We start from the raw sequence: 22,952 nt of genomic DNA, 5'->3' as shown, positions 1-22,952 counted from the left end.
CTTGCGTCAACGATGACGCAACGGTATACCGAACTCCATCAAAACGTAGCCGCTCCACCGCAACTCGCGGTGAGTCCGCGTAGGGCCGGTTACGTCAACGTTGACGTAGGAGTTGTCATGCGCAGAACGGCCGGGGTTGTCGGCGCAGCGGCGTTGCTCGTGTTCGCCACCGCGTGCGGGGGTGGTGGGTCCTCCGGCGGTGCGGCGACGCTGGTGGGCCTGGTGACGAAGACGGACACGAACCCGTTCTTCGTGAAGATGAAGGAGGGCGCGCAGCAGGCGGCGACCTCGTCGGGGGCGACGGTGCAGTCGTTCGCGGGCAAGCAGGACGGCGACAACCAGTCGCAGGTCGACGCGATCGAGAACCTGATCGCCTCGGGCGCGAAGGGCATCCTGATCACGCCGAGCGACTCGAAGGCGATCGTGCCGTCGGTGGACAAGGCGCGGGCGGCGGGCCTGCTGGTGATCGCGCTGGACACGCAGCTGGAGCCGGCGAACGCCGCCGACGCGACGTTCGCGACCGACAACTACAAGGCCGGTCTGCTGATCGGGCAGTGGGCGAAGGCGAAGTTCGCCAAGGACGGCAAGCAGGCCAAGATCGCGCTGCTGGACCTCAACCCGAACCAGGTGTCGGTGGACGTGCAGCGCGACCAGGGGTTCCTGGAGGGCTTCGGCGTCGACGTGAAGGACAAGAACCGCATCGGCGACGAGTCCGACCCGCGGATCGTGGGCCACGACGTGACCGACGGCGCCCCGGAGGGTGGCCGCACGGCGATGGAGAACCTGCTGCAGAAGGACCCCGGGATCAACCTGGTCTACACGATCAACGAGCCCGCGGCGGCGGGCGCCTACGAGGCGCTCAAGGCGGCGGGCAAGGAGAAGGACGTCGTCATCGTCTCGGTCGACGGCGGCTGTCCTGGCGTGGACAACGTGAAGGCGGGCGTGATCGGCGCGACCTCGCAGCAGTACCCGCTCAAGATGGCGCAGCTGGGCGTGGAGGCGGTCTCGAAGTTCGCCAAGGACGGCTCCAAGCCGCAGAACACCGACACCGGCGTCACGCTGATCACCGACCAGCCGGCCGAGGGCGTGGAGTCGAAGGATTCGGCGTTCGGCCTGCAGAACTGCTGGGGCTGAGCCATGACGGCCGTGGTGGAGCAGCGGGACCGCTCGCTGCTGACACGCGTGCAGCACGTGCTGCACGCCCAGGCGACCATCGGCCCGGCGGTGGTGCTGCTGACGTCGGTGATCGTGTTCGCGCTGTTGTCGGAGCGGTTCCTGACGCCGGGCAACATCTCGCTGATCCTGCAGCAGGTCGCGGTGGTGGGCACGCTCGCGGTGGGGCAGACGATCGTGATCCTGACGGCGGGCATCGACCTGTCGTGCGGGGCGATCATGGTGCTGACCTCGATCGTGATGGCGAAGGTCGCCTCGGAGACCGGCCTGCCGGGGCTGCCCGCGCTGCTGCTGGGGTTCCTGGTGGGCACGGTGTGCGGCCTGCTCAACGGCATGCTGGTGACGCGGCTGAAGCTGCCGCCGTTCATCGTCACGCTGGGCACGCTGAACGTGTTCTTCGCGTTGAACCTCTGGTACTCGGGCAGCGCCACGATCCGCGGCTCGGACATGCCCTCGCTGCTGCTGTGGACCGGGCAGACGTTCACCGTCGGCGGCACGCGCATCACCTACGGCTCGATCCTGCTGGTGGTGCTGGTGGCGGCGATGGCGTTCGTGCTGAAGAACACCGCGTGGGGCCGGCACGTCTACTCCACGGGTGACGACCTGGAGGCGTCGCGCCTGTCGGGCATCCGCACGGCGCGGGTGCTCTTGAGCGTGTACGCGACGGCGGGGCTGATCTACGCGGTGGCGGCGTGGACGCTGATCGGCCGGATCGCCTCGGCGAGCCCGCAGGCGGGCCAGACCGACAACCTGGACTCGATCACCGCGGTGGTGATCGGCGGGACGTCGCTGTTCGGCGGCCGCGGCGCGGTGGTGGGGTCGCTGATCGGCGCGCTGATCGTCGGCGTGTTCCGCAACGGCCTCGCACTGGCCGGGGTGGACGTGCTGTGGCAGACGATGGCGGTCGGTGTGCTGATCATCGTGGCGGTGTCGCTGGACCAGTGGATCAGGAAGGTGAAGGCATGACCACCCCGATCCTGCAGGCGACGGGCCTGGTCAAGCGGTACGGGAGGGTGACGGCGCTGGCGGGCTCGGACCTGGAGCTGCTGCCGGGCGAGATCCTCGCGGTCATCGGCGACAACGGCGCGGGCAAGTCGTCGCTGATCAAGGCCCTGTCCGGCGCCGTGGTGCCCGATGAGGGCGAGGTCCTGCTCGACGGCTCCCCCGTGTCGTTCTCGACGCCTCTGGACGCGCGCAACGCGGGCATCGAGACGGTGCACCAGTCGCTGGCGGTCTCCCCATCGCTCGACATCGCCGCGAACCTGTTCCTGGGCCGGGAGCTGCGCCGCAAGGGCGTGCTCGGCTCGGTGTTCCGGATGCTCGACCGCGCCGGCATGCGGGAGGAGGCACGCCGCCAGCTCGACGCGCTGGGGATCATGACGATCCAAAACCCCGGCCAGGCGGTGGAAACCCTCTCGGGCGGCCAGCGCCAGGCCGTCGCAGTGGCACGCGCGGCGGCGTTCGGCAGCCGCGTCGTGATCATGGACGAGCCGACGGCGGCACTGGGCGTGCGGGAGTCCCGCGCGGTGCTGGACCTGATCCTGCAGGTCCGCGACCGCGGCCTGCCGGTCATCCTGATCAGCCACAACATGCCGCACGTGTTCGAGGTGGCCGACCGCATCCACATCCAGCGCCTGGGCCGGCGCAAGGCGGTGGTGGACCCGAAGTCGGTGTCGATGTCGGACGCGGTGGCGATCATGACCGGCGCCATGGAACCGCCTGACTGACTCCGAAGGGGTTGTCGATCACGTACCGCCACCGGCCGTCCGCGCCTCTGCGTGCGACGTCGGTGGCGGTACGGCTCCGCCCCACGGGGGACGCGCTACTGGGAGAGCTCGCGCAGGACCGACTCCAGCGGCGCGAGGACGTTGCGGGAGGCCTGCAGCTCGTCGGACACCAGTGCGGTGCGCTTGTCGACGCGGCGCCAGAACTGGCCTTCGACGGGGATCTGGACCAGCTGGACGTCGAAGACGGGCGGGTGACCGAGTTCGCCGGTGAGCTGGTCGACGATCTCCTCGAGCACGACCTGGAAGCCCGCTCTGGCGTCGTCGCGCGCCCCGCTCCGTGTGGGCGAGGCCTGGTTCGGTGACCACTGGGCGTAGGCGGCGCGCATCTGCTGGGGCAGGCCGACCGGCGGGCGGCCTCCGCCGCCGTGGTCGTAGGACTGCGTCCACCACCGGTCCCACGCCGCCCCGAAGGTCTCCGGCACGTACGCGTCGCGCATCCGCGGGACAGGCGGGGTCAGGCGTGGGATCGAGTCGGCGATGGGTGTGCTGATGCCGAGTGCGTCGCGGGTGTAGAGGGCGAAGGTGTTACCGCTGCGGCAGGACACCTGCCATGTGGAATCCCCAGGGAAGTGCATGTTCCACGGTAGCGAGGTCTACAAGGGCACGGCGTCCAGCGCCTTGTAGATCCGCTTATCGCTGATCGTGTACCGGGTCTTGATGGTCTGAGCGAAGTACGACAGACGCAGCTCCTCGATCATCCACCGGATCTCGTCGAGTTCCGGCGAAGGCTCGTCGGCCGGCGTCTGCGCCCGCAACTCCCGGTACTCGGCGTGGACCTGGTGCACCTGCGCCGTCCAGTCGAGGTCACGGCGCGGGTTCTCGGGCAGCTTCTCGATGCGCCGCGCGATGCCCTTGAGGTAGCGCACCAGGTCGGGCAGCCGGTCGTAGCCGGTGCGGGTGACGAACCCCTTGTACACCAGCGAGTTGAGGTGCGCGCGGATGTCGTTGGCCGAGTCCGGTGCGCCCTTGAGACCGCTCAGCGCCAGTTCGGCCTCGTGCGCGGCTTCGAGGACCTTGCGGACCTCCTGCACGACGACCCAGGTGGTGTCGTTCAGCGCGGCCTGGACCTTCTTGAGCTGGGCGGCGTAGGACTTGGCGTCCCAGGCGGGCTCGCCCATGAGCCGGTCGACGGCGGCCATGATGCAGTCCGACAGCAGCGCGGCGACGCCGCCGTGGGGGTTGCGGGTGAGCGCGAGCTTGGCCGCGTTGTCGAGGTGGCGCTGCAGGTGCTTGACGGGCGAGTTGACGCCGAGCAGCAGGAGTCTGCGCACACCGCGGCGGTGCGCGTAGGCCTGCCGGCCCGGGGTGTCGAGGACCTTGATCGCGACGGTGTCGCCCCGGTCGAGCAGCGAGGGGTAGGCGGTGACGGTGATGCCGGACTGCCGTTGCTCGACGGTCTTGGGCAGGGCGTCGAAGTCCCACGTCGTCAGGCCGGTGCGTTCGAGGTGGCCGGCGGCCTGGCTCAGCGACGCGCGGACCTCGTCGCGCAGCTTCTCCTTCAGCGCCGCGATGTCCTTGCCTTCGGCGAGGGTGCGGTTCTGGTCGTCGACGACCTGGAAGGTGAGCTTGAGGTGGTCGGGAACGGCGTCGAACTGCCAGTCCTCGCGCTGCACGGTCACGCCGGTCAACGCCCGCAGCTCCCGCTCGACACCGCTGAGCAGGCTGGTGTCCTTGGGGTTGATGCGCGAGAGGACGGCGGTGGCGACGTCGGGGACGGGCACGAAGTTGCGGCGGATCTGCTTGGGCAGCGAGCGGATGAGCGCGACGACGAGGTCGTGGCGCAGGCCGGGGATCTGCCAGGAGAACGCGTCGTCGTCCAGCGCGGTGAGCGCGGGCAGAGGGAGCTGGACGGTGACGCCGTCGTTCTTCGTGCCGGGCTCGAAGTGGTAGCTCAGCGGCAGCGTGAGCTCGCCCTGGCGCCACTGGTCGGGGTAGGCGTCGGGGGTGACGTCGGCGCGGTCGTTGACCAGCATGTCCTTGGTGAAGGTCAGCTGGTTCTTGTCCTTCTGCTTCTTCCACCACGAGTCGAAGTGTCGGGCGGACACGACCTCGGGGGCGACGCGTTCGTCGTAGAAGTCGTACAGCGTCTCCTCGTCGACGACGATGTCGCGGCGCCGTGCCCGGTTCTCCAGTTCGCCGACCTCGTCGAGCAGCGCGCGGTTGGTGTGGAAGAACCGGTGGTGCGTGGTCCACTCCCCCTGCACGAGCGCGTGGCGGATGAACAGCTCACGGGAGAGCTCGGGGTCGATGCGGCCGTAGTTGACCTTGCGACCGGCGACGATCGGCACCCCGTAGAGCGTGACCTTCTCCAGGGCGACGACACTGCCGCGTTTGCTCTCCCAGTGCGGCTCGCTGTACTGGCGTTTGACGACGTGCTCGCCGAGGCGTTCTGCCCACTCGGGTTCGATCTTGGCGGCGATGCGGCCCCACAGGCGGCTGGTCTCGACCAGTTCGGCGGCCATCACCCACTGCGGTGGCTTCTTGGCCAGCACCGAGCCGGGGAAGATCGCGAACTTGGCGTTGCGGGCGCCGAGGAACTCCGTGAGCGGACGCCGTTTCTCGCCGGGGGCCTGCTTCTTGAGGACGTCCTGGACGCCGATGTGGCTGAGCAGCCCGGACAGCAGCGCGATGTGGATGTTGCGCGGGTCGCCGGGCTGGTCGTTGACGTGCATGCCGATCTGCTTGGCGACCTGGCGCAGCTGCAGGTAGATGTCCTGCCACTCGCGCACGCGCAGGTAGTTGAGGAACTCGGCCTTGCAGCGCTTGCGGAACTGGTTGCCGCTCAGTTCCTTCTGCTGTTCCTTGAGGTACTGCCACAGGTTGAGGAACGTCGTGAAGTCGGATTCCTTGTCGACGAACCTCGCGTGCTGCTGGGTCGCGGCTTCCTGCTGGTCGGCGGGGCGTTCGCGGGGGTCCTGGATGGACAGCGCCGCGGCGATGATCATGACCTCTTTGAGGCAGCCGGTGGTGTCGGCCTCGAGGACCATGCGGCCCAGCCGCGGGTCGACCGGCAGCGCGGCGAGTTTACGGCCGGTCGCGGTGAGCTTCTTCTCGGCGGCGTTGATCGCGCCGAGCTCCTGGAGCAGGCCGATGCCGTCGTTGATGTTGCGGGAGTCGGGCGGGTCGATGAACGGGAACGCCGCGACGTCGCCCAGGCCGATGTTGGTCATCTGCAGGATGACGCTGGCGAGGTTGGTGCGCAGGATCTCCGCGTCGGTGAACTCCGGGCGGGCCTCGAAGTCCTCCTCGGAGTACAGGCGGATGCAGATGCCTTCGCTGACGCGGCCGCAGCGGCCCTTGCGCTGGTTCGCCGACGCCTGGCTGATGGGCTCGATCGGCAGGCGCTGGACCTTGAGGCGGTGGCTGTAGCGGGAGATGCGGGCGTTGCCAGGGTCCACGACGTACTTGATGCCCGGCACGGTGAGGCTGGTCTCGGCGACGTTGGTGGCGAGCACGACGCGGCGGCCGGTGTGACGCTGGAACACCCGGTGCTGCTCGCCCACGGACAGGCGCGCGTAGAGCGGGAGGATCTCGGTGTTGCGCAGGTCCTCCTGCTTGAGGGCGTCGGCGGTGTCGCGGATCTCCCGTTCACCGGAGAGGAACACCAGCACGTCGCCGGGGCCTTCGGCCTGCAGTTCGCGGACGGCGTTGATGATGCCCTGGGTCTGGTCGTCGTCCTCCTCCAGCGGCCGGTAGCGGGTCTCGACGGGGTAGGTGCGGCCGGAGACCTCGATGACCGGGGCGTCGCCGAAGTGCTGGCTGAAGCGCTGCGGGTCGATCGTGGCGGAGGTGATGACGACCTTGAGGTCGGGGCGGCGCGGCAGGAGCTGCTTGAGGTAGCCGAGCAGGAAGTCGACGTTGAGGCTGCGTTCGTGGGCCTCGTCGATGATGATCGTGTCGTAGCGCGACAGGGTGGCGTCGGTCTGGATCTCGGCGAGCAGGATGCCGTCGGTCATGAGCTTAACCAGCGTCTCGTCACCGGACTGGTCGGTGAACCGGACCTTGTAGCCGATCGTGTCACCGAGCTTGGTGCCCAGCTCCTCCGCGACGCGTTCGGCGACGGTGCGCGCGGCGATGCGGCGCGGCTGGGTGTGGCCGATCTGGCCGGTGATGCCGCGGCCCAGTTCCAGGCAGATCTTGGGCAGCTGCGTGGTCTTGCCCGACCCGGTCTCGCCGGCGACGATCACGACCTGGTGGTTCGCGATCAGCTCTTTGATGTCGTCCTTGCGCTGGCTGACCGGCAGCTCGGCCGGGTAGCTGATCTGGGGAACGGACTCCCTGCGCAGCGCGACCTTGAGCGCGGCCTCGTCGATCTGGGCGGCGATCTCCTCGGTGATCTTCTTGCGCGCCAGGGGGTCTTTGACCTTGCGTGCGCCGTCGAGGCGCCTGGCGAGCCGGCGTTGATCACGCGGCATGAGCTCGGGCAGGCGTTTGTGCAGTTCAGCGTGCGGGGTGTCCATTTGGGTTCAAGGATAGACAGGGCGTGCGGGTTCGCTCGCGTCAATAACCGCCAGACCCCGTCACCGGCGTGGCGGCACGGTCGTGGCGGGCTCCCGGAAGCGGGTCGGTCACGCGGTGTCGTCCGCGTCTGAACTGGGGAAACACCGGGAGTGGCCGGTCGGCCGGCTCGTGTTGCCGCCTGCGGGTGAGATCGCCTACTTCGCGGCGAGACGTGGTTCGCGGCGCAGCCGAGTTCCAGGTCGTGTGTTCTCTTCAGGTCGCCCGGCCCGGCCCGGCCCGGCACGTCCGGCCCGGCACGTCCGGCCGGGTTCATGGCCTGCGGGACGAATCACGGCATCGGGTGGTTTCTGACCTGCGGTGATGTCGACGCTTCAAAAATTGTCAGACCCTCTCGCTAGCGTTCTCGGCATGGACCTGAACGCGTTCTGGGCCCTGGCGGAATCCTCCGGTCAGGACGGCCGGCTGGGGTGGCGCATCACCGCCCTGGCCGTGGTGCGCGCGCGGGTCGCGCGGACGAGTGCGTTGTTCGGGGAGGTGGCGTGATGGCCGTGCCCGTGGAGGTTCCGGTCGACGTGGTGGTGTGGCGGGCTCCCGGCCCGGCGTCCTTCCCGGAGGCGGCGGCCCGCTATGCGGAGTTGCGTTCCTCGCCGCTGGGCGCGTTCGAGCCGGCGGTGGCGGCGTTCGTGCGGGAGTTGCGGCGCACGTCGCCTGATCCCGGGTCGCCGGTGTCGTGGGACCAGGCGCTGACGGTGGGGGTGGACGCGGTGATCGTGCACGTGGTGTGGCCGGGGCAGCGTCAGGTGCTGGATCTGGTGGCGTTGCTGGCGTCGCGGCACGGGCTGGTGTGTTTCGAGCCGGCCCGCCAGGCCGCGATGTCCTGACGCAGCGAGGTTTTCGTGTCCTGCGGCGCGAAGGACGCGTCGACGGCGTTGGTGGCGATGCGGGCGAGGGCGTCGTCGTCGAAGCCGAGGTGCTCGCGCAGCAGGCGGTATTCGCCGGTGAGCGTGGTGCCGGTGGAGGCGGGGATGTCGGTGCTGAGCGTGACGGTCAGCCCGGCGTCCATGAGCAGTGGCAGCGGATGAGAGGAGAGGGATTCGACCAGTCCCAGCGCGACGTTCGACGACGGGCAGGCTTCGAGCGGTATGGCGCGGTCCCGCAGCAGCGCGACGACTTCCGGGTCGTCGAGCGCCCGGAAACCGTGCCCGATCCGGTCGGCGAGCCCGACGGTCACGGCCTCGGCGACACTGGGTGCTCCGCAGCACTCCCCGGCGTGGTGCACGAGTCCGACCCCGGCTTCGCGGGCGGCTCGGAACACGGCGGCGAACGGGGTGAGCGGGTAGTCCTCCGCGCCGGCCGTCCCGATGGCCACGACCTGCGGGTGCGCCAGAGCGAGCCGCAGTGAGTCGCGCAGTCGCGCAACCGATCGCTTCCTGGGGTGGTCCACGATCACACGGCATTCGATGCCGTGGGCGGCCTGTCCTGCGGCGAGCCCGGACAACACCGCCTCGAGCGGCATGTCCGGATCACCGAGTCGTTCTCCGTGCGCTGCCGCGGTGAACGTGACTTCGGCGTACCGGGTCCCCTGCGCTGCTTCCTCGGCGCAGAACTCGTACGCGATCCGGTGGAAGTCCTCGGCTCGCCGCAGGCAGTCCCGCACTGCCCCGTTGTGGGCGGCGAACTGCGCGAAGCCGTCGAACGCCCCGGCCTGCACGGCGGGGACGTCGACGCCGTGGTGCTCGGCGAGTTCCGCGAGGGTGTCCGTGCGCACGGTGCTTTCGAGGTGCACGTGCAGGTGGGCTTTGGGCAGCGCCGCGAGGTCATGCATGGGGCGCGACGCTACCCAAGGCCCGTCAGCGGGCGCCCGGCATTTTCGCGGGCGTCACCCGGCCAGGAACGTCACCGCGCCGGCCAGTTCGTGCTCGGGCACGTCGCCGTGCCCTCCGGGGTTGGCGTGCAACGACTTGCGAGGCGCGGCGAAGGCGTCGAACAACGCGAGACCGGCGTCCCGCGCGACGAGCCGGTCGTCGCACTGCAGCAGGAACCGCACGGGGACGGTGATCGCCGCCGCCGCGCGCACCAGCGGTCCGGTGGCGCCGATCAACCCGAACACGGCCGCGCGGACGCGGGGCTCGGCGGCGACGAGCGGGATGCCGAGAGCGCTACCCATGGACACGCCCCAGAACCCGACCCGGTCACCGAGGGCGGGCAGGGCGTCGAGCACGGACCGCCACTCCGGGATCGCGCGCGAGGCCTGCAGGGCGTTGTACTCGGCGACGAGCGCGCCGGCGTCCTGACCAGCGGCCATGCGGGAGCGGATCTCGATGGCGAACCGCTCGTCCTCGGCGGTGCGGACGCGGTCACCGTGGCCGGGTGCGTCGAGGGCGACGACGGCGAGACCGGCGGCGGCGCAGCGGTGCGCGCGGGCGAGGATGCCGGGGGCTCGTTTGTGCCGGCCGCCGCCGTGGGCGCTGAGCACGAGCCCGGCGGGGTCGTGGCCGGGGGTCCAGAGCACGCCGGGGACGCCGTCGTGGACGAAGTCGCGTTCGGTGATGCCGTCTGCGGAGGTGGTGTGCGAGGTGAAGCGCATGGCTGGTCGCCTTCCGGGTGGCTGCCGGAGCGCTCCCGTGGCGACGCGTCGAAGGCGTCAGGCTGTGAAGGGGAGGGAGCGCCCATCTGGGTTGACCGCGTTGATGGGACTCACCTCCTCGCACTGATCGCGTACGCCGAGCCTAGCAACCGGTGATCACCGGGCGCGCCGGTATTCGGGGCGACATCGGGTGTGCGCCGCTACTAGGTTCCGGTGCCATGCCTGATGTTGTGCAGACGCGCCACGGCGCGACGGTGCTGATGTGCGCCGAGGACGGTCCCCTGATCACCGGCGAGCAGTCCGCTGTGGACCTGATCGGCACATTGTGGGGTCAGGACGTGCGGTGGCTGGTGTTGCCGCTGGCGCGGTTGTCCGAGGACTTCCTGGTGCTGCGCACGCGGGTGGCGGGTGCGGTGGTGCAGAAGTTCCAGCAGTACGGCTTCGCGGTCGCGGTGGTCGGCGACATCACCGAGCAGGTCGCGGCGAGCTCGGCGTTGCGGGACTTCGTGTACGAGTCGAACCGGGGCCGGCAGCTGTGGTTCGTCGCGGACGAGGCGGAGCTGGACGCGCGGCTGAGCGCGGCGGCCTGACCACGCCGAACAGCCCTATTGCACATTGATTGCAATAGGTAGTGTCGCGGGTATGGACATCCGTCGTTCGCTCTCGCAGCACAGTGGCCCGCGCAGGTCGCCGCACGAGGTCCTCCGCCGTCTCGCCGACTGGGTCACGCCGCGGACGCGGCCGGAGGACCCGGTGCGGGAGCTGGAGCAGCGGGTCGCGGCGCTGCTGGGCAAGCCCGAGGCCTTGTTCTTCCCGTCGGGGACGATGGCGCAGCAGGTGGCGTTGCGGGTGCACGCCGACAGGACGGGCCGCCGCTCGTTCGCCGGGCATCCGCAGTCGCACCTGCAGGTGTGGGAGAACCAGGGCTACAACGCGCTGCACGGCCTGCGGTTCCACCCGGCGGGCGACCGCAACGAACTGTTCGGTCTCGAGGATCTGCAGGCGGTGGGCGAGCCGCTCGCGGCGGTGGTGTTCGAGCTGCCGCAACGCGACATCGGCGGTGTGCTGCCCGCGTTCGGGGACCTGGCGGCGCAGACGGCGTGGGCGAGGCGGTCGGGTGCGGCCGCGCACTGCGACGGCGCGCGGCTGTGGGAGGCGCAGACCGGCTACGACGCCACGTTCGCCGAGATCTCCGCGTTGTTCGACACGGTGTACGTGTCGCTCTACAAAGGACTCGAAGGGGTGCGGGGCGCGGTGCTCGCCGGCGACGCCGAGACGATCGCGCAGGCGGCGGTGTGGCGGCGCCGGATGGGCGGGGCGATCGCCGACGCGTGGCCGCTGGCCGCGATCGCGTTGATGGGCATGGAGGTGAACCTGCCGCGGATGGCCGAGTTCCGCGACCACGCCCAGGCCCTGGCGCGGGCGATCAACGCCGACGGGTTCGCGCACACGACACCGGACGTGCCGGCCACTCCCCTGTTCCACGTCCACCTGCCCCTCTCGCGCCACGACGCGCAGCGGGCTGCTCAGCACCTGCTGGAGGAGACGGGGATCAGGTTGTTCCTGTACGCGCGGTCGAATCCGGATCCGCGGCGGTGCAGCTTCGAGGTGAGCGTGGGGATCAGCGGGCTGGAGTTCACGCCGGGCGAGGTGGTGGAGTTGATCAGAGGACTACCATCGCGGGTGTGAGCCTGCCCGAACCCGTCCAGCACGCGCTGGTCAGGGTCTCGCACTCGGTGCTGATCGACGTCGACGCGCTCGCGGGGGTGCGCGAGAGGTTCGACGACGAGCAGGCGGCGTCGCTGGCGGGGTATCTGCGCAACGCGCAGTCGCCGAACACGGTGCGGGCCTACCGGTCGGACTGGATCGCGTGGGCCGGGTGGTGCCAGGCGGAGGGCCGTCAGGCGTTGCCGGCCGATCCGCTGGACGTGGCGGTGTACCTGGCGGTCGCGGCGGACACGGTGAAACCGGACGGGTCGCCGGCGTTCGGGGCCTCGACGCTGGAACGCAAGTCGGCGGCGATCTCGGCGGTGCACGCGGCGAACGGCCTGCCGAGCCCGACGCGCAGCGACGTCGTGCGGCTGACGTTGCGCGGTGTGCGGCGCACGCGCAAGTCGCAGCCCCGGCGCAAACGGCCGGTGCTGCTCGACACCCTCGAAGCGCTGCTCGACGAACGGCCGCAGGCCGGTCCCGCGCGCGCGAGGGACGCGTTGCTGCTGCTGGTGGGGTTCGCGGGGGCGTTGCGGCGCAGTGAGCTGGCGCAGATCGAGTTCTCCGACGTCACGGTGGACGTGGATCCGCGCACGCACGAGCCGTTGCTGCTGATCCGGCTGGGGACGACGAAGACCGACCAGACGGGCAAGCACCAGCAGTCGGTGGTGCTGCCGCGCGGCAGCAGGCGGCCGACGTGCCCGGTGTGCGCGTTCGCGGACTGGGCCGACGTGCTCGACGGCAAGGAGCTCTCCGAGACCGGTCTGCACCGCTGCCACGGCTTCGAGCCGGGCAGCCGGCAGGGGCCGGTGTTCCCGGTGGTGAACCGGCACGGCGGCATCGGCGCGAAGGCGATGTCGGGGCGTGCGGTGGCGGAGCTGGTGAAGCGGTACGCGGTGCGGGCGGGGCTGGATCCGGCGTTGTTCGGCGGGCATTCGCTGCGGGCGGGGTTCGCGACGCAGGCGGCGCTGGGCGGGGCGAGCGACCGGGAGATCATGCGGCAGGGCCGGTGGACCAACCCGCGCACGGTGCACCGCTACATCCGCACCGCGAACCCCCTCGAGGACAACGCCGTGACCCGTCTGGGCCTCTGAATCTGTGAGCCAGCTCTCACTCTGCGTAGTTAACTGTAAACAAGATCCCCTCCGGTAGGGCTGCGCCACCCGGAGCAGCGCGCTACGCCGGAAGCAGGTGCGCACCGGGAAGTTTCCGTCGTGTTTCCACGCCGTTTGAGCTGCTCTTTTGTTCCACCATTCGGACAAAAACCGGTGTCCTGACCAGCGACTCAGCCCAATTCGTGAACCGATCTCGCATTCTGGGAGCGGGTGGTCGTATGCACTGAGAGCAATACGATCGCCACGCCCGGTCATCGACGATGGTCGGGCTGTTCCACGGTGTTCACCCCGGCACCCCTGTAACGCCGGAGCGAACGCCCCCTGCACCGGAACAAGGAGCGTTCATGAAGCGCAAAACCCTGGGCATCACCACCGCCCTGGTGGCCGGGGCGGCTCTGGCCGCCACGGGCACGCTGGGAGCCAACGCCGCACCGCAGCCGAGGAACCCCACCCAACAGGAAGCTCTGCACGCCGCGGCCGGGCAGGCGGGGACGATCTCCTCCGCCCTCGGCCTGTCCGGCGGCGAACAACTCGTCCCCCGCGACGTCGTGCGCGACGCCGACGGCACCCACCACCTCCGCTTCGACCGCACCCTCAACGGCCTGAAGGTCATCGGCGGCGACCTCGTCGTCGCCCAGAAGTCCGGCCGGGTCACGGACGTGACCAAGGCGTCCGAGGCCTCCCTCGCCGGCCTCGGCACCGCCGCGCCCGCCACCGCGTCGAACGGCACGCTCGTCGTCTTCGCCCTCGACCACGCGCCCGTGCTCGCCTGGGAGACCGTCACCCACAGCGTCAAGGACGACCAGACGCCGAGCGAACTGCACACCTTCACCGACGCCCGCACCGGCCACACGCTGCTGACCTACGACGGCGTCCACCACGCCGAAGGCACCGGCCAGTCCACCTACACCGGCACCGTCGCCCTCAACACCACCCAGTCCGGCTCCACGTTCCAGCTCAAGGACCCCGCCCGCGGCAACCAGGCCGTCAACAACCTCAACAACGGCACGGGCACCGGCACCCTGTTCACCGACGCCGACAACAAGTGGGGCAACGGCACCTACACCGACAAGGCCACCGCGGGCGTCGACGCCGCGTTCGGCGCCGCCAAGACCTGGGACTACTACAAGACCGTCCACGGCCGCAGCGGCATCAAGAACAACGGCCAGGGCGCGCTGAGCAAGGTCCACTACGGCAACAACTACAGCAACGCCTTCTGGTCCGACTCGTGCTTCGCATGACCTACGGCGACGGCGCCCAGAACCGCAACCCGCTGACCAGCATCGACGTCGCCGCACACGAGATGTCGCACGGCGTCACCTCCGCCACCGCGGGCCTGGTCTACTCCGGTGAGTCCGGCGGCCTCAACGAGGCCACCAGCGACATCTTCGGCTCCACCACGGAGTTCCACGCCGCCAACACCACCGACCCAGGCGACTACCTCATCGGCGAGAAGATCAACATCCGCGGCGACGGCAAGCCGCTGCGCTACATGGACAAGCCCTCCAAGGACGGCAAGTCACTCGACTACTGGTCCTCCAGCGCCGGCAACGTCGACGTCCACTACTCCTCCGGCATCGCCAACCACTTCTTCTACCTGCTCTCCGAGGGCAGCGGCCAGAAGACCATCAACGGCGTCGCCTACGACTCCCCCACCGCCGACGGCCAGCCCGTCACCGGCATCGGCCGCGACAAGGCCGAGAAGATCTGGTACCGCGCTCTGACCACGAAGTTCACCTCCAGCACCAAGTACGCCGCCGCCCGCACCGGCACCCTCGCGGCCACCGCCGACCTCTACGGCGCCTCGTCGCCCGAGTACGCGGCGGTCAACCGGGCCTGGGCCGCGGTGAACGTCAAGTAGACCCCGCCGCCGCAGAAGCGCCGAGGCCCGGACCGACCCCCTGCACGGTCCGGGCCTCGGCATAATGGTGTCGCGGCCACCCACTGCACCTGGTTCGCTTGCACGTCATGGGGATGTACAACTACCTGGTGCTGCACGGCCTGACCTGCCCGCGCTGCGGGCACACCGCCGACCACACCGTGCAGTTCCACTTCGGACACGTCACCCTGCACGACTACGAGATCGGCGACACCCTGCGGTGGAGCCCCCGCCAGCGCGACAACCGGGGCGAGCCAGGCCACCACCGGGTCGTCACCGAAGGACTCACCGGAGCCCACCCCGATTGCGACGGGCCGTTCGGGCCACGGAGGTGGCCCGATGACGACCTGATCGACATCTACCTCGACAACGACGTCATCACGCACGCCACCTGGCACGACGGCACCGTCGTCTACCCGGAGACCGACCGCCGCAGAAGCACGTTCCTCGTGCTCGACACCCCGTGATCCAGTCGCGAACACCCCCTGCCGGGCGCGCTGATCACGGCTCCAGATCGGTCGCCGCCAGGAACGACCCGTCCATGTGGAACGGCACCGAGTCGTGCGAGTGCGTCACCAGCCACCGCCCGTCACGCCGCTGCAACCCCACCGTGGTGCGCATCCACATGGAGAACCCCTCGGGATAGCCGGCGGGAACCGCCGCCAGCCGCGCCAGCCCGTGCGCGAACGCCACGTCACCGGACACCACGATCGTCAGATCCCGGTGCTCCAGCGTGATCGGCCCCTCGAACCCGGCCATCCACCCCGCCAGCGACTCCACGTCCCGCGCGTCCGGCCCGGCGTTGCGCAACGGAGGCGCCAGCGTGCACGTCACCACGTCCTCGGCGTAACGCGCCACGATCCGCGCGGGATCACGCAGCCGCATGCCCTCCTCGTGCTCGGTGAACACCGAGCGGATGGCGACCTCGTCCTGCACCAGCGTGCGAGTCATCTCGAAACCCTCCGTCGAAATCGGCTGACACACCGGTGTCGAGACACGGCCCGCGGTCTCGACATGACGGTGAGAAGATCTTTCCGCCAGCCAGCCACGAGCCGGGAGGCCGCACGTGAAGTACCTGATCCTCATCTACAGCAACCCGAAGTCACGGGCCGCGTGGGACAAGCTCACCGAAGAGCAGCAGGCGCAGTTCGGCAAGGACCACTACGACCTGTCCGACCGGCTCCGCGCCTCCGGTGAGCTCATCGTCAGCGAAGGCCTCCCCGGACCCGAGACCGGCAAGGGCGTCAGCATCAAAAACGGCGAGGTCGTCGTCACCGACGGGCCCTTCGCCGAGGCCAAGGAGTACCTCGCCGGGTTCTACCTCGTCGAAGCCGACTCGATCGACCAGGTCATCGCCCACGCCGCGACGCTGCCCGACGCCCACAACGACGGCATCGAGGTCCGCCCGGTCTGGGACACGTCCATGCTGGACGGCCTGTGAACCCTGAGGTGGAGGGCCTGCTGCGCACACTCGCGCCGCAGGTCCTCGGCGTGCTCGTGCGCCGCCACGGCCAGTTCGACATCTGCGAGGACGCCGTGCAGGAAGCCCTGCTCGGCGCCGCCCGGCAATGGCCGGCCGACGGCATCCCGGACAACCCCAAGGGCTGGCTCATCACAGCGGCGTCGAGGAGGTGGATCGAGCAGTACCGCTCCGACACCGCCCGCCGCCAGCGCGAGGACAAGGTCGTCGCCCTCACCCCGGCACCACCCGACCCGGTACCGGCACAGGACGACACCCTCACCCTGCTCGCCCTGTGCTGCCACGAGTCCCTCACCACCGCCTCGCAGATCGCCCTGACCCTCAGAGCCGTCGGCGGACTCACCACCGCCGAGATCGCACGAGCGTTCCTGGTACCCGAAGCGACGGTGGCACAACGCATCAGCCGCGCCAAGCAGAAGATCAAGCAGTCCGGCGCCAAATTCCGCCCACCGCAGGACCTCACCGCCGTCCTGCACGTGCTCTACCTGATCTTCACCGAAGGCTCCACCGCCAGCTCCGGCAACGACCTGGTACGCGTCGACCTCACCGCCGAAGCCCTCCGCCTCACCCGCCAACTGCACAAACGCAGGCCGGCCGACGGCGAACTCACCGGCCTGCTCGCACTGATGCTGCTCACCGACGCACGCCGCCCCGCCCGCACCGACACCAACGGCACCCTCATCCCGCTCGCCGAACAGGACCGCACCCGCTGGGACACCCGAGCGATCGACGAAGGCACCACCCTGATCAGCACCGCGCTCGAGACCGCCCAGATCGGCCCCTACCAGCTGCAAGCGGCCATCGCCGCCGTCCACGCGGAAGCCAAGACCGCCGACGACACCGACTGGCACGAGATTCTCGGCCTCTACGACCTGCTCACCGTCACCGCACCCGGCCCGATGGTCTCACTCAACCGCATCGTCGCCGTCGCCATGGTCCACGGCCCGCACCGAGCACTCGACGAACTGTCCACACTGGACCTCGACCACCACCGCGTGCACGCCGTCCGCGCACACCTCCTCGACCTGCGAGGAGACCACGACCAAGCACGCCAGGAATACGAGAAAGCCGCCAAACTCACCCTCAGCGCACCAGAACAGCGCTACCTCAGATCCCGGTCGCGCCACCCACGGTAGCGTCCGACGACGGAGCCTCCTGCGGCGGCGCCACCGGCACCACACCCGACAGATCCCCGCCGTTGTCGTTGGAGCGCAACACAAAAGGCCGCGTCTGCGTGTACTGCACCACCGAGATCGAACACGGATCCACCACGATCCGCTGGAACCCGTCCAGATGCACACCCAACGCATCCGCCAGCACAGCCTTGATCACATCACCGTGCGAGCACAACACCCACACCGCACCAGGACCGTGCTCCTCGGAAATACGCGCGTCATGCGCCCGCACCGCCGCCACCGCACGAGCCTGAACGTGCGCCAAACCCTCACCGTCCGGGAACACCGCGGCGGAAGGATGCTGCTGCACGACCGCCCACAACGGCTCGTCGTACAGGTCCTTCAACGCCTTTCCGGTCCACGCCCCGTAATCCACTTCGGACAGATCCGGCTCCGCCACGGCCTCCAAAGACCGATCGGCCAGCAACGGCGCCAACGTCTCCTCACACCGCTGCAAAGGAGACGACACCACCGCACTGACCGGAACGTCCTTCAACCGCGACACCAGAGCAGCCGCCTGCGCCCGCCCCCGCTCGTCCAAACCCACACCCAGCGAACGCCCGGCGAGCACACCGGAACCGTTGGCGGTCGAACGCGCATGCCGAAGCAGGATCACCGTAGCCACGACCCCACCTTAGATCGGCTGCAACAACCCCATCGACAGCAGCCCCATCAGCACCAGACCCAGCATCAACCGGTACCACACGAACACCGAATACGAATGCTTCGACACGTACTTCAACAACCACGCGATCGTCGCGTACCCCACCACGAACGAGATCAACGTCGCCACGACCATCTGCGGAATCGACGCCTGCACACCCGTACCCGAACGCTCCAGCACGTCCGGAATGGAGAACAACCCCGCCCCGAACACCGCCGGAATCGCCAGCAGGAACGAATACCGCGCCGCCGCCTCGCGGTTCAACCCCAGGAACAGACCCGCCGTCAACGTGCCACCCGAACGAGACACACCCGGGATGAGCGCCAGCGCCTGCGCCAGACCCATCCCGATCGCGTCCTTCATCCGCAACTCGTCACGCTGCTGCTTCGCCAGGTGGTCCGCCAGACCCAGCAGCAGACCGAACACGATCAACATCGTCGCCGTGATCCACAGGTTCCGCGCCGACGTCCGGATCTCGTCCTTCAGGAGATAACCGAGAACCGAGATCGGCACGGAACCGATGATCACGTACCAGGCGAGCTTGTAATCCCTCTCCTTGCGCGCCTCCGCGCTGAAGAGACCGCGGAACCAGGCGCTGATGAAGCGCCCGATGTCCTTGGCGAAGTAGATCAACACCGCCACCTCGGTACCCAACTGGATCACCGCGGTGAACGAAGCGCCCGCGTCGTTGCCGAAGAACAGCGTCGACGTGATGCGCAGGTGCGCACTGCTGGAAATCGGCAGGAATTCCGTCAGTCCTTGGACCAGTCCGAGGACCAGAGCCTGCAACCAGCTCAACTACCCACTCCTGCCAGATCCAAAGCCTCGGCCGCGGTCCGAAGACCCGCGATCCCCTGCTCCAGATCTTGCAGCATCGGCGAAACGGACAGCGTGGTGACCCCCGCCGCGGCAAGGGCCTTCATCCGGTCTGCTATGCGCTCCTTCGGGCCCAGCAACGACGTCGCGTCCAGGAACTCCAGCGGAATCGCCGCCATCGCACCGGCGTAGTCACGAGCCAGGTACTTCTCCTGGATCTCCTCGGCCTGATCCGGGAAACCCATGCGCACCATCAGGTTGTTGTAGAAGTTCTGCTTGCGCGAACCCATGCCCCCGACGTAGAGCGCCGTGTACGCCCGAACCGGATCCGCACACGCCTTCCAGTCCTCACCCACCACCAACGGCACCGTCGGCACCACGTCGAAGCCGTCCATCGTCTTCCCGGCCTTCTCCCGACCGGCCCTCACCGACGCCAGCGACTCCGCCGAGTACTCCGGCGAGAAGAAGATCGCCAGCCACCCGTCCGCGATCTCCCCCGTCAGCTCCAGGTTCTTCGGCCCCACAGCCGCCAGGTAGATCGGAATCTGGTCACGCACGGGGTGCACGGTCAGCTGCAACGCCTTACCCGGACCATCCGGAAGCGGGAGCGTGTAGTGCTCACCCTCGTACCGCAGCTTCTCCCGCGACAACGCCTTCTTCACGATCTCCACGTACTCACGCGTGCGCGCCAAAGGCTTGTCGAACCGCACACCGTGCCAGCCCTCCGACACCTGCGGACCCGACACACCGAGACCCATCCGGAACCGGCCACCCGACAGGGTGTCCAAAGTGGCCCCGGTCATCGCGGCCATCGCCGGCGTCCGCGCCGGGATCTGGAAGATCGCGCTACCGACGTCGATGCGTTCGGTCTGCGCGGCCACCCACGCGAGCACCGTCGGCGCATCGGAGCCGTAGGCCTCCGCGGCCCACACCACCGAAAAACCGAGTCGGTCGGCCTCTTTGGCCAGCTCAAGGTTCGCGGCGTCGTTGCCGGCGCCCCAGTATCCGAGGTTCAGTCCGAGCTTCACACGGCGAGACCCTACCGGTCAGTAACACCGATTGCCAGGCTCAGCCGATGATCACCCCTTAGCATCGCGCACGTGGAACAGCGATACCTCGGCCGCAGCGGCCTCCGCGTGTCCAGGACGGCACTGGGCACGATGACGTGGGGCCGCGACACCGACGCGGACGAGGCAGCCACCCAGCTCATGGCCTACGCCGACGCCGGCGGCACCCTCGTCGACACCGCCGACGTCTACTCCGACGGCGAAGCCGAACGCATCCTCGGCACCCTCCTCGACGAAGTCGTCCCCCGCGACGAACTCGTCCTCGCCACCAAAGCCGTCGCCCGCCGCACCGAAGGCCCCTTCGGAGGAGGCGCCTCCCGCGGCGCACTCCTCTCCGCCCTCGACGGCTCCCTGCGCCGCATCGGCGTCGACCACATCGACCTCTGGCAACTCCACGCCTGGGACACCGGCGTCCCCATCGAGGAATCACTGTCCGCCCTCGACCACGCCATCACCTCAGGCAAGGTCAGATACGCGGGCATCTCCAACTACAGCGGCTGGCAACTCGCCACGGCAGCACTCACGCCCACCACCTACCCGCTGATCTCCACCCAGGTCGAGTACTCCCTGCTCGAACGCGGCATCGAACGCGAAGTCGCCCCCGCCGCCCGCCACCACGGCCTCGGCCTCCTGCCCTGGGCACCCCTCGGCCGCGGCGTCCTCACCGGCAAGTACCGCAACGGCACCCCACCCGACTCCCGCGGCGCGTCCGCCCACTTCGCCGGCTACGTCGAACAACACCGCAACGACCGCGCCGCCCGCATCGTCCAGGCCGTCTCCACCGCCGCCGAAGGCCTCGGCACCTCCGCGCTGTGCGTCGCCCTGGCCTGGGTCCGCGACCGCCCCGGAGTCGTCGCACCCGTCGTCGGCGCCCGCGACACGAACCAGCTCCTCGCCTCCCTGGAAGCCGAGGAGCTGACGTTGCCCCCGGCGATCAGGGCCGCGCTGGACGACGTCAGCGCCATCGAACTGGGCTACCCCGAACGCCCCATGCCCTGACCCTCTTCTGTCCTTGCGGGTGTTGTGACCGATGTTTCACGAGGTCGGGACAACGGTTGAGTACTAATTTTTGTCTACACTGAAACTATAGAGAGAAGTGCGGCCAAGCAGCCGAACGAGGTTTCACCCCACCCCTTGCGTGACCTTCGCCCGAACGTCGTGGATGCTGGAAGACCACGACGTTCTACGGAGGAACCGCTCTTGCGCCGGCTCGCTGCTCTGATCTTGACCACCGCCGCTCTGACAGCGTGCGGCCAGAGCGAGGGGTCGCAGGATCCGCTGCAGGTCGCCGAAGTCCTCGAGGCGGCCAAGCCGGCCCGCTCCCCCGCCCAGACCGGCACGCCGCCCGGTGCCATCACCCCCGGCGGCACGTTCCAGGAGACCGGCACCACGCTGAAGTTCCAGGTCAACGGCCGCAACGTCGAACTCGACCGGCTGCGCAGCGCGGTCTTCGAGATGACCACCGACGACAAGGGCACCGAGAGCAGGGGCGCCGGCCTGCGCGCGGGCGACGGCGCCACCAACGGCGTCCCCGATCGCTTCGGACGCCTGCTCGTCGTCGACACCCGCGGCGGCGAGTTCATCGCGTTCTCGATCAACCCGCTGATCATGCGTCAGCGCTACCCGATGCCCGGCACGCCCTACGGCATCGCCTACGACGCCAAGCGCGACATCGCGTGGATCACGCTCACCGAGCGCAACGAGGTCGTGGGACTCGACGTCGCCGCCGGAGAACCGGCCGAGAAGCACCGGTTCCCCACCGTGCGCCAGCCCAACACCGTCAGCGTCGACCAGGAATCCGGACGCGTCACCGTCACGTCCGGCGACAACGGAGGGGTACAGGTGATCTCACCATGACCGAAGGGGTGATCGACGGGGACTGGGAATACCGGCCGCTGCGTCTGCCGCCCGGCATCTCCCGCCGCACCGCGACCACGCAGCTGGCCATCCAAGCCGAGTTCGCGGGCTGGGAACTCTCCAGAACGCTGCTCTACGGCGACGGCTCCCGCAAGATCTGGCTCCGCCGCAAGCGCCAGCCCGCCCTGGTGCCAGGCCTCATCATCTGACCACCAGCCCGTCGCCGAACGCGGCAGGCTCGCACTCGGCGATGAAGTCCGCCGGAAAGCCCCGCTCGAACGGGGCCGCCGCCTCCAGGCGCGCGACCGCTTCCGGCGGCAGCACGACCTCGCCCAGACAATCCAGCACCTGCTCCGGCGTGCGCGCACCCACCAGCGGCAGCGCCCCGGACGCGCGCACCCACGCCAGCGCCACCTGAGCCGGCGTCGCACCCAGCTCCTCCGCGACCGCCCGCACGGCCCGCGCCCCACCCTCCTCCCGCTCGGACAGGGGGCCGGACCGCTGCGTGCCGCCGGAGAGCTTCCCCGCGGCCAGCGGCGCCCACGCCGCCACCGTCAGCCCCAGCGCCGACGCCATCGGCAGCAGCTCCCGCTCCACATCGCGCTCGAGCAGGTTGTACGGCACCTGCAACCCCGCGAACGCCGTCCAGTCCCGCCACTCCGCCAGCGCGTTCGCCCGCGCTACGAACCACGCCGGCGCGTCCGACACCCCGACGTAGAGCACCTTCCCCGCCCGCACCACGTCGTCGAGCGCCCGCATCGTCTCCTCGACCGGCGTGTGCCGGTCCCACAGGTGCACCCACAGCACGTCCACGTAGTCCGTCCGCAACCGCCGCAACGACTGCTCCAGCGACAGCACCAGGTTCTTGCGGTGGTTCCCGCCCGCGTTCGGATCCGCCGCGTCCCGCGACAGCGCGTACTTCGTCGCCAGCACGAACCGGTCCCGCCGCGTCAGCACCGCGCCCAGGACCTCCTCGCTCTCGCCGTAGGCCGAAGCGGTGTCGAGGAAGTTCCCACCGGCGTCGGCGTATGTGCCGACCACCCGCCGCGCGAGGTCCTCCGAACGCAACGTCATCGTGCCCAGCAACAACTCCGAGACGCGCAGGCCGGTCCGGCCGAACAGTCGATATCTCATGATCCACAGCATCACCGCCGGCGGCGAACCGAGGGAGACCGGCTCAG

Annotated in this window: 25 protein-coding genes; 16 read left to right on the top strand and 9 right to left on the bottom strand. The window is 69.3% G+C overall.

The window, feature by feature from the left end:
* Positions 1-117 precede the first annotated feature (117 nt).
* From DFR72_RS11895 to DFR72_RS11885, 3 genes are read left to right on the top strand one after another with little or no spacing between them, the layout of a single operon-like run.
* The gene (locus DFR72_RS11895) at positions 118-1,134 is read left to right on the top strand and encodes a sugar ABC transporter substrate-binding protein (RefSeq protein ID WP_090062642.1); all 1,017 of its coding nucleotides are present in this window, start codon (positions 118-120) and stop codon (positions 1,132-1,134) included.
* A gap of 3 nt (positions 1,135-1,137) precedes the next feature.
* Positions 1,138-2,139, top strand: a complete 1,002-nt coding sequence (locus DFR72_RS11890; protein ID WP_090062644.1) for an ABC transporter permease — start codon at positions 1,138-1,140, stop codon at positions 2,137-2,139.
* The gene (locus tag DFR72_RS11885) at positions 2,136-2,900 is read left to right on the top strand and encodes an ATP-binding cassette domain-containing protein (RefSeq protein WP_090062645.1); all 765 of its coding nucleotides are present in this window, start codon (positions 2,136-2,138) and stop codon (positions 2,898-2,900) included. The genes DFR72_RS11890 and DFR72_RS11885 overlap by 4 nt, the downstream gene beginning before the upstream one ends.
* Positions 2,901-2,995: 95 nt before the next feature.
* On the opposite strand, the gene DFR72_RS11880 is transcribed toward DFR72_RS11885, so the two are convergent.
* Both DFR72_RS11880 and hrpA read right to left on the bottom strand, forming a co-directional pair.
* Entirely contained in the window at positions 2,996-3,505 is a 510-nt protein-coding gene (locus tag DFR72_RS11880) for a hypothetical protein (protein WP_090062647.1), read from the bottom strand.
* A 48-nt stretch (positions 3,506-3,553) separates the two neighbouring features.
* Positions 3,554-7,420, bottom strand: coding sequence for an ATP-dependent RNA helicase HrpA (gene hrpA, locus DFR72_RS11875; protein WP_090062649.1), 3,867 nt, complete (start codon positions 7,418-7,420; stop codon positions 3,554-3,556).
* Between the two features lie 409 nt (positions 7,421-7,829).
* On the opposite strand from hrpA, the gene DFR72_RS47465 reads away from it, so the two are divergent.
* Positions 7,830-7,964, top strand: a complete 135-nt coding sequence (locus DFR72_RS47465) for a hypothetical protein (protein ID WP_256237254.1) — start codon at positions 7,830-7,832, stop codon at positions 7,962-7,964.
* Entirely contained in the window at positions 7,964-8,302 is a 339-nt protein-coding gene (locus DFR72_RS44965; RefSeq protein ID WP_090062650.1) for a hypothetical protein, read from the top strand. The genes DFR72_RS47465 and DFR72_RS44965 overlap by 1 nt, the downstream gene beginning before the upstream one ends.
* Here the strand turns inward: DFR72_RS44965 and add are convergent.
* Positions 8,218-9,246 (bottom strand): adenosine deaminase, encoded by a 1,029-nt coding sequence (gene add / locus DFR72_RS11870; RefSeq protein WP_090062652.1) that lies wholly within the window; start codon positions 9,244-9,246, stop codon positions 8,218-8,220. The two genes, DFR72_RS44965 and add, sit on opposite strands and share 85 nt — an antisense overlap.
* Before the next feature lie 54 nt (positions 9,247-9,300).
* Positions 9,301-10,008: an alpha/beta fold hydrolase domain-containing protein gene (locus tag DFR72_RS11865; RefSeq protein ID WP_090062653.1), complete on the bottom strand. Its 708-nt coding sequence runs from the start codon at positions 10,006-10,008 to the stop codon at positions 9,301-9,303.
* Between the two features lie 218 nt (positions 10,009-10,226).
* Between DFR72_RS11865 and DFR72_RS11860 the strand changes: the two genes are divergently transcribed.
* The 6 genes from DFR72_RS11860 to DFR72_RS11840 all read left to right on the top strand — a co-directional run bounded on the left by DFR72_RS11860 (position 10,227) and on the right by DFR72_RS11840 (position 15,179).
* Entirely contained in the window at positions 10,227-10,598 is a 372-nt protein-coding gene (locus tag DFR72_RS11860; protein WP_090062655.1) for a DUF4180 domain-containing protein, read from the top strand.
* Between the two features lie 52 nt (positions 10,599-10,650).
* A complete protein-coding gene (locus DFR72_RS11855; protein WP_090062656.1) occupies positions 10,651-11,697 on the top strand; it encodes a threonine aldolase family protein in 1,047 nt (348 codons plus the stop codon).
* Positions 11,694-12,812, top strand: coding sequence for a site-specific integrase (locus DFR72_RS11850; RefSeq protein ID WP_245982828.1), 1,119 nt, complete (start codon positions 11,694-11,696; stop codon positions 12,810-12,812). The genes DFR72_RS11855 and DFR72_RS11850 overlap by 4 nt, the downstream gene beginning before the upstream one ends.
* Before the next feature lie 365 nt (positions 12,813-13,177).
* Complete coding sequence (locus DFR72_RS46310) at positions 13,178-14,074, top strand: M4 family metallopeptidase (RefSeq protein WP_211335394.1); 897 nt, start codon at positions 13,178-13,180, stop codon at positions 14,072-14,074.
* Positions 14,071-14,694, top strand: coding sequence for a M4 family metallopeptidase (locus tag DFR72_RS46305; protein ID WP_245982898.1), 624 nt, complete (start codon positions 14,071-14,073; stop codon positions 14,692-14,694). Before DFR72_RS46310 ends, DFR72_RS46305 begins: the two co-directional genes overlap by 4 nt.
* A gap of 107 nt (positions 14,695-14,801) precedes the next feature.
* Entirely contained in the window at positions 14,802-15,179 is a 378-nt protein-coding gene (locus DFR72_RS11840; protein WP_143086562.1) for a hypothetical protein, read from the top strand.
* Positions 15,180-15,213: 34 nt separating this feature from the next.
* Here the strand turns inward: DFR72_RS11840 and DFR72_RS11835 are convergent, their stop codons facing one another.
* The gene (locus DFR72_RS11835) at positions 15,214-15,663 is read right to left on the bottom strand and encodes a YybH family protein (protein ID WP_090063562.1); all 450 of its coding nucleotides are present in this window, start codon (positions 15,661-15,663) and stop codon (positions 15,214-15,216) included.
* Positions 15,664-15,778: 115 nt separating this feature from the next.
* Here DFR72_RS11835 and DFR72_RS11830 point away from each other — a divergent pair, with 115 nt between their 5' ends.
* Both DFR72_RS11830 and DFR72_RS11825 read left to right on the top strand, forming a co-directional pair.
* Positions 15,779-16,153, top strand: coding sequence for a YciI family protein (locus DFR72_RS11830; protein ID WP_090062660.1), 375 nt, complete (start codon positions 15,779-15,781; stop codon positions 16,151-16,153).
* Positions 16,150-17,328 carry an RNA polymerase sigma factor gene (locus tag DFR72_RS11825; protein ID WP_245982826.1) on the top strand — a complete coding sequence of 393 codons (1,179 nt, stop codon included), beginning with the start codon at positions 16,150-16,152 and terminating at the stop codon, positions 17,326-17,328. Before DFR72_RS11830 ends, DFR72_RS11825 begins: the two co-directional genes overlap by 4 nt.
* Here the strand turns inward: DFR72_RS11825 and DFR72_RS11820 are convergent.
* From DFR72_RS11820 to DFR72_RS11810, 3 genes are read right to left on the bottom strand one after another with little or no spacing between them, the layout of a single operon-like run.
* Positions 17,300-17,992, bottom strand: coding sequence for a histidine phosphatase family protein (locus DFR72_RS11820; RefSeq protein ID WP_177224481.1), 693 nt, complete (start codon positions 17,990-17,992; stop codon positions 17,300-17,302). The genes DFR72_RS11825 and DFR72_RS11820 overlap by 29 nt on opposite strands.
* Positions 17,993-18,001: 9 nt before the next feature.
* Positions 18,002-18,829 carry an undecaprenyl-diphosphate phosphatase gene (locus tag DFR72_RS11815; RefSeq protein ID WP_090062663.1) on the bottom strand — a complete coding sequence of 276 codons (828 nt, stop codon included), beginning with the start codon at positions 18,827-18,829 and terminating at the stop codon, positions 18,002-18,004.
* Positions 18,826-19,875, bottom strand: a complete 1,050-nt coding sequence (locus DFR72_RS11810; RefSeq protein ID WP_090062665.1) for an LLM class F420-dependent oxidoreductase — start codon at positions 19,873-19,875, stop codon at positions 18,826-18,828. The genes DFR72_RS11815 and DFR72_RS11810 overlap by 4 nt, the downstream gene beginning before the upstream one ends.
* 72 nt (positions 19,876-19,947) lie before the next feature.
* Between DFR72_RS11810 and DFR72_RS11805 the strand changes: the two genes are divergently transcribed.
* The 3 genes from DFR72_RS11805 (at position 19,948) to DFR72_RS11795 (ending at position 21,980) form a co-directional block, all read left to right on the top strand.
* Positions 19,948-20,913, top strand: coding sequence for an aldo/keto reductase (locus tag DFR72_RS11805; protein ID WP_090062667.1), 966 nt, complete (start codon positions 19,948-19,950; stop codon positions 20,911-20,913).
* A gap of 225 nt (positions 20,914-21,138) precedes the next feature.
* Positions 21,139-21,771, top strand: coding sequence for a YncE family protein (locus tag DFR72_RS11800; RefSeq protein ID WP_245982823.1), 633 nt, complete (start codon positions 21,139-21,141; stop codon positions 21,769-21,771).
* On the top strand, positions 21,768-21,980 hold the full coding sequence (locus DFR72_RS11795) for a DUF5703 family protein (RefSeq protein ID WP_090062670.1): 213 nt from the start codon (positions 21,768-21,770) through the stop codon (positions 21,978-21,980). Before DFR72_RS11800 ends, DFR72_RS11795 begins: the two co-directional genes overlap by 4 nt.
* Here the strand turns inward: DFR72_RS11795 and DFR72_RS11790 are convergent.
* Positions 21,973-22,905 (bottom strand): aldo/keto reductase, encoded by a 933-nt coding sequence (locus tag DFR72_RS11790; protein WP_177224482.1) that lies wholly within the window; start codon positions 22,903-22,905, stop codon positions 21,973-21,975. The genes DFR72_RS11795 and DFR72_RS11790 overlap by 8 nt on opposite strands.
* Positions 22,906-22,952: the final 47 nt, after the last annotated feature.

Source organism: Lentzea flaviverrucosa (assembly GCF_003350445.1).
Taxonomy (GTDB): Bacteria; Actinomycetota; Actinomycetes; order Mycobacteriales; family Pseudonocardiaceae; genus Lentzea; species Lentzea californiensis.
The sequence above is the reverse complement of the archived record's forward strand: the minus strand, read 5'-3'. Positions and strand labels throughout refer to the sequence as shown.

Bases quoted from the DNA above. Each gene is read 5' to 3' on its own strand.
- DFR72_RS11895 (WP_090062642.1), top strand. From the start codon at position 118: ATGCGCAGAACGGCCGGGGTTGTCGGCGCAGCGGCGTTGCTCGTGTTC.
- DFR72_RS11890 (WP_090062644.1), top strand. From the start codon at position 1,138: ATGACGGCCGTGGTGGAGCAGCGGGACCGCTCGCTGCTGACACGCGTG.
- DFR72_RS11885 (WP_090062645.1), top strand. From the start codon at position 2,136: ATGACCACCCCGATCCTGCAGGCGACGGGCCTGGTCAAGCGGTACGGG.
- hrpA (WP_090062649.1), bottom strand. From the start codon at position 7,420: ATGGACACCCCGCACGCTGAACTGCACAAACGCCTGCCCGAGCTCATG.
- DFR72_RS47465 (WP_256237254.1), top strand. From the start codon at position 7,830: ATGGACCTGAACGCGTTCTGGGCCCTGGCGGAATCCTCCGGTCAGGAC.
- DFR72_RS44965 (WP_090062650.1), top strand. From the start codon at position 7,964: ATGGCCGTGCCCGTGGAGGTTCCGGTCGACGTGGTGGTGTGGCGGGCT.
- add (WP_090062652.1), bottom strand. From the start codon at position 9,246: ATGCATGACCTCGCGGCGCTGCCCAAAGCCCACCTGCACGTGCACCTC.
- DFR72_RS11865 (WP_090062653.1), bottom strand. From the start codon at position 10,008: ATGCGCTTCACCTCGCACACCACCTCCGCAGACGGCATCACCGAACGC.
- DFR72_RS11860 (WP_090062655.1), top strand. From the start codon at position 10,227: ATGCCTGATGTTGTGCAGACGCGCCACGGCGCGACGGTGCTGATGTGC.
- DFR72_RS11855 (WP_090062656.1), top strand. From the start codon at position 10,651: ATGGACATCCGTCGTTCGCTCTCGCAGCACAGTGGCCCGCGCAGGTCG.
- DFR72_RS46310 (WP_211335394.1), top strand. From the start codon at position 13,178: ATGAAGCGCAAAACCCTGGGCATCACCACCGCCCTGGTGGCCGGGGCG.
- DFR72_RS46305 (WP_245982898.1), top strand. From the start codon at position 14,071: ATGACCTACGGCGACGGCGCCCAGAACCGCAACCCGCTGACCAGCATC.
- DFR72_RS11840 (WP_143086562.1), top strand. From the start codon at position 14,802: ATGGGGATGTACAACTACCTGGTGCTGCACGGCCTGACCTGCCCGCGC.
- DFR72_RS11835 (WP_090063562.1), bottom strand. From the start codon at position 15,663: ATGACTCGCACGCTGGTGCAGGACGAGGTCGCCATCCGCTCGGTGTTC.
- DFR72_RS11795 (WP_090062670.1), top strand. From the start codon at position 21,768: ATGACCGAAGGGGTGATCGACGGGGACTGGGAATACCGGCCGCTGCGT.
- DFR72_RS11790 (WP_177224482.1), bottom strand. From the start codon at position 22,905: ATGAGATATCGACTGTTCGGCCGGACCGGCCTGCGCGTCTCGGAGTTG.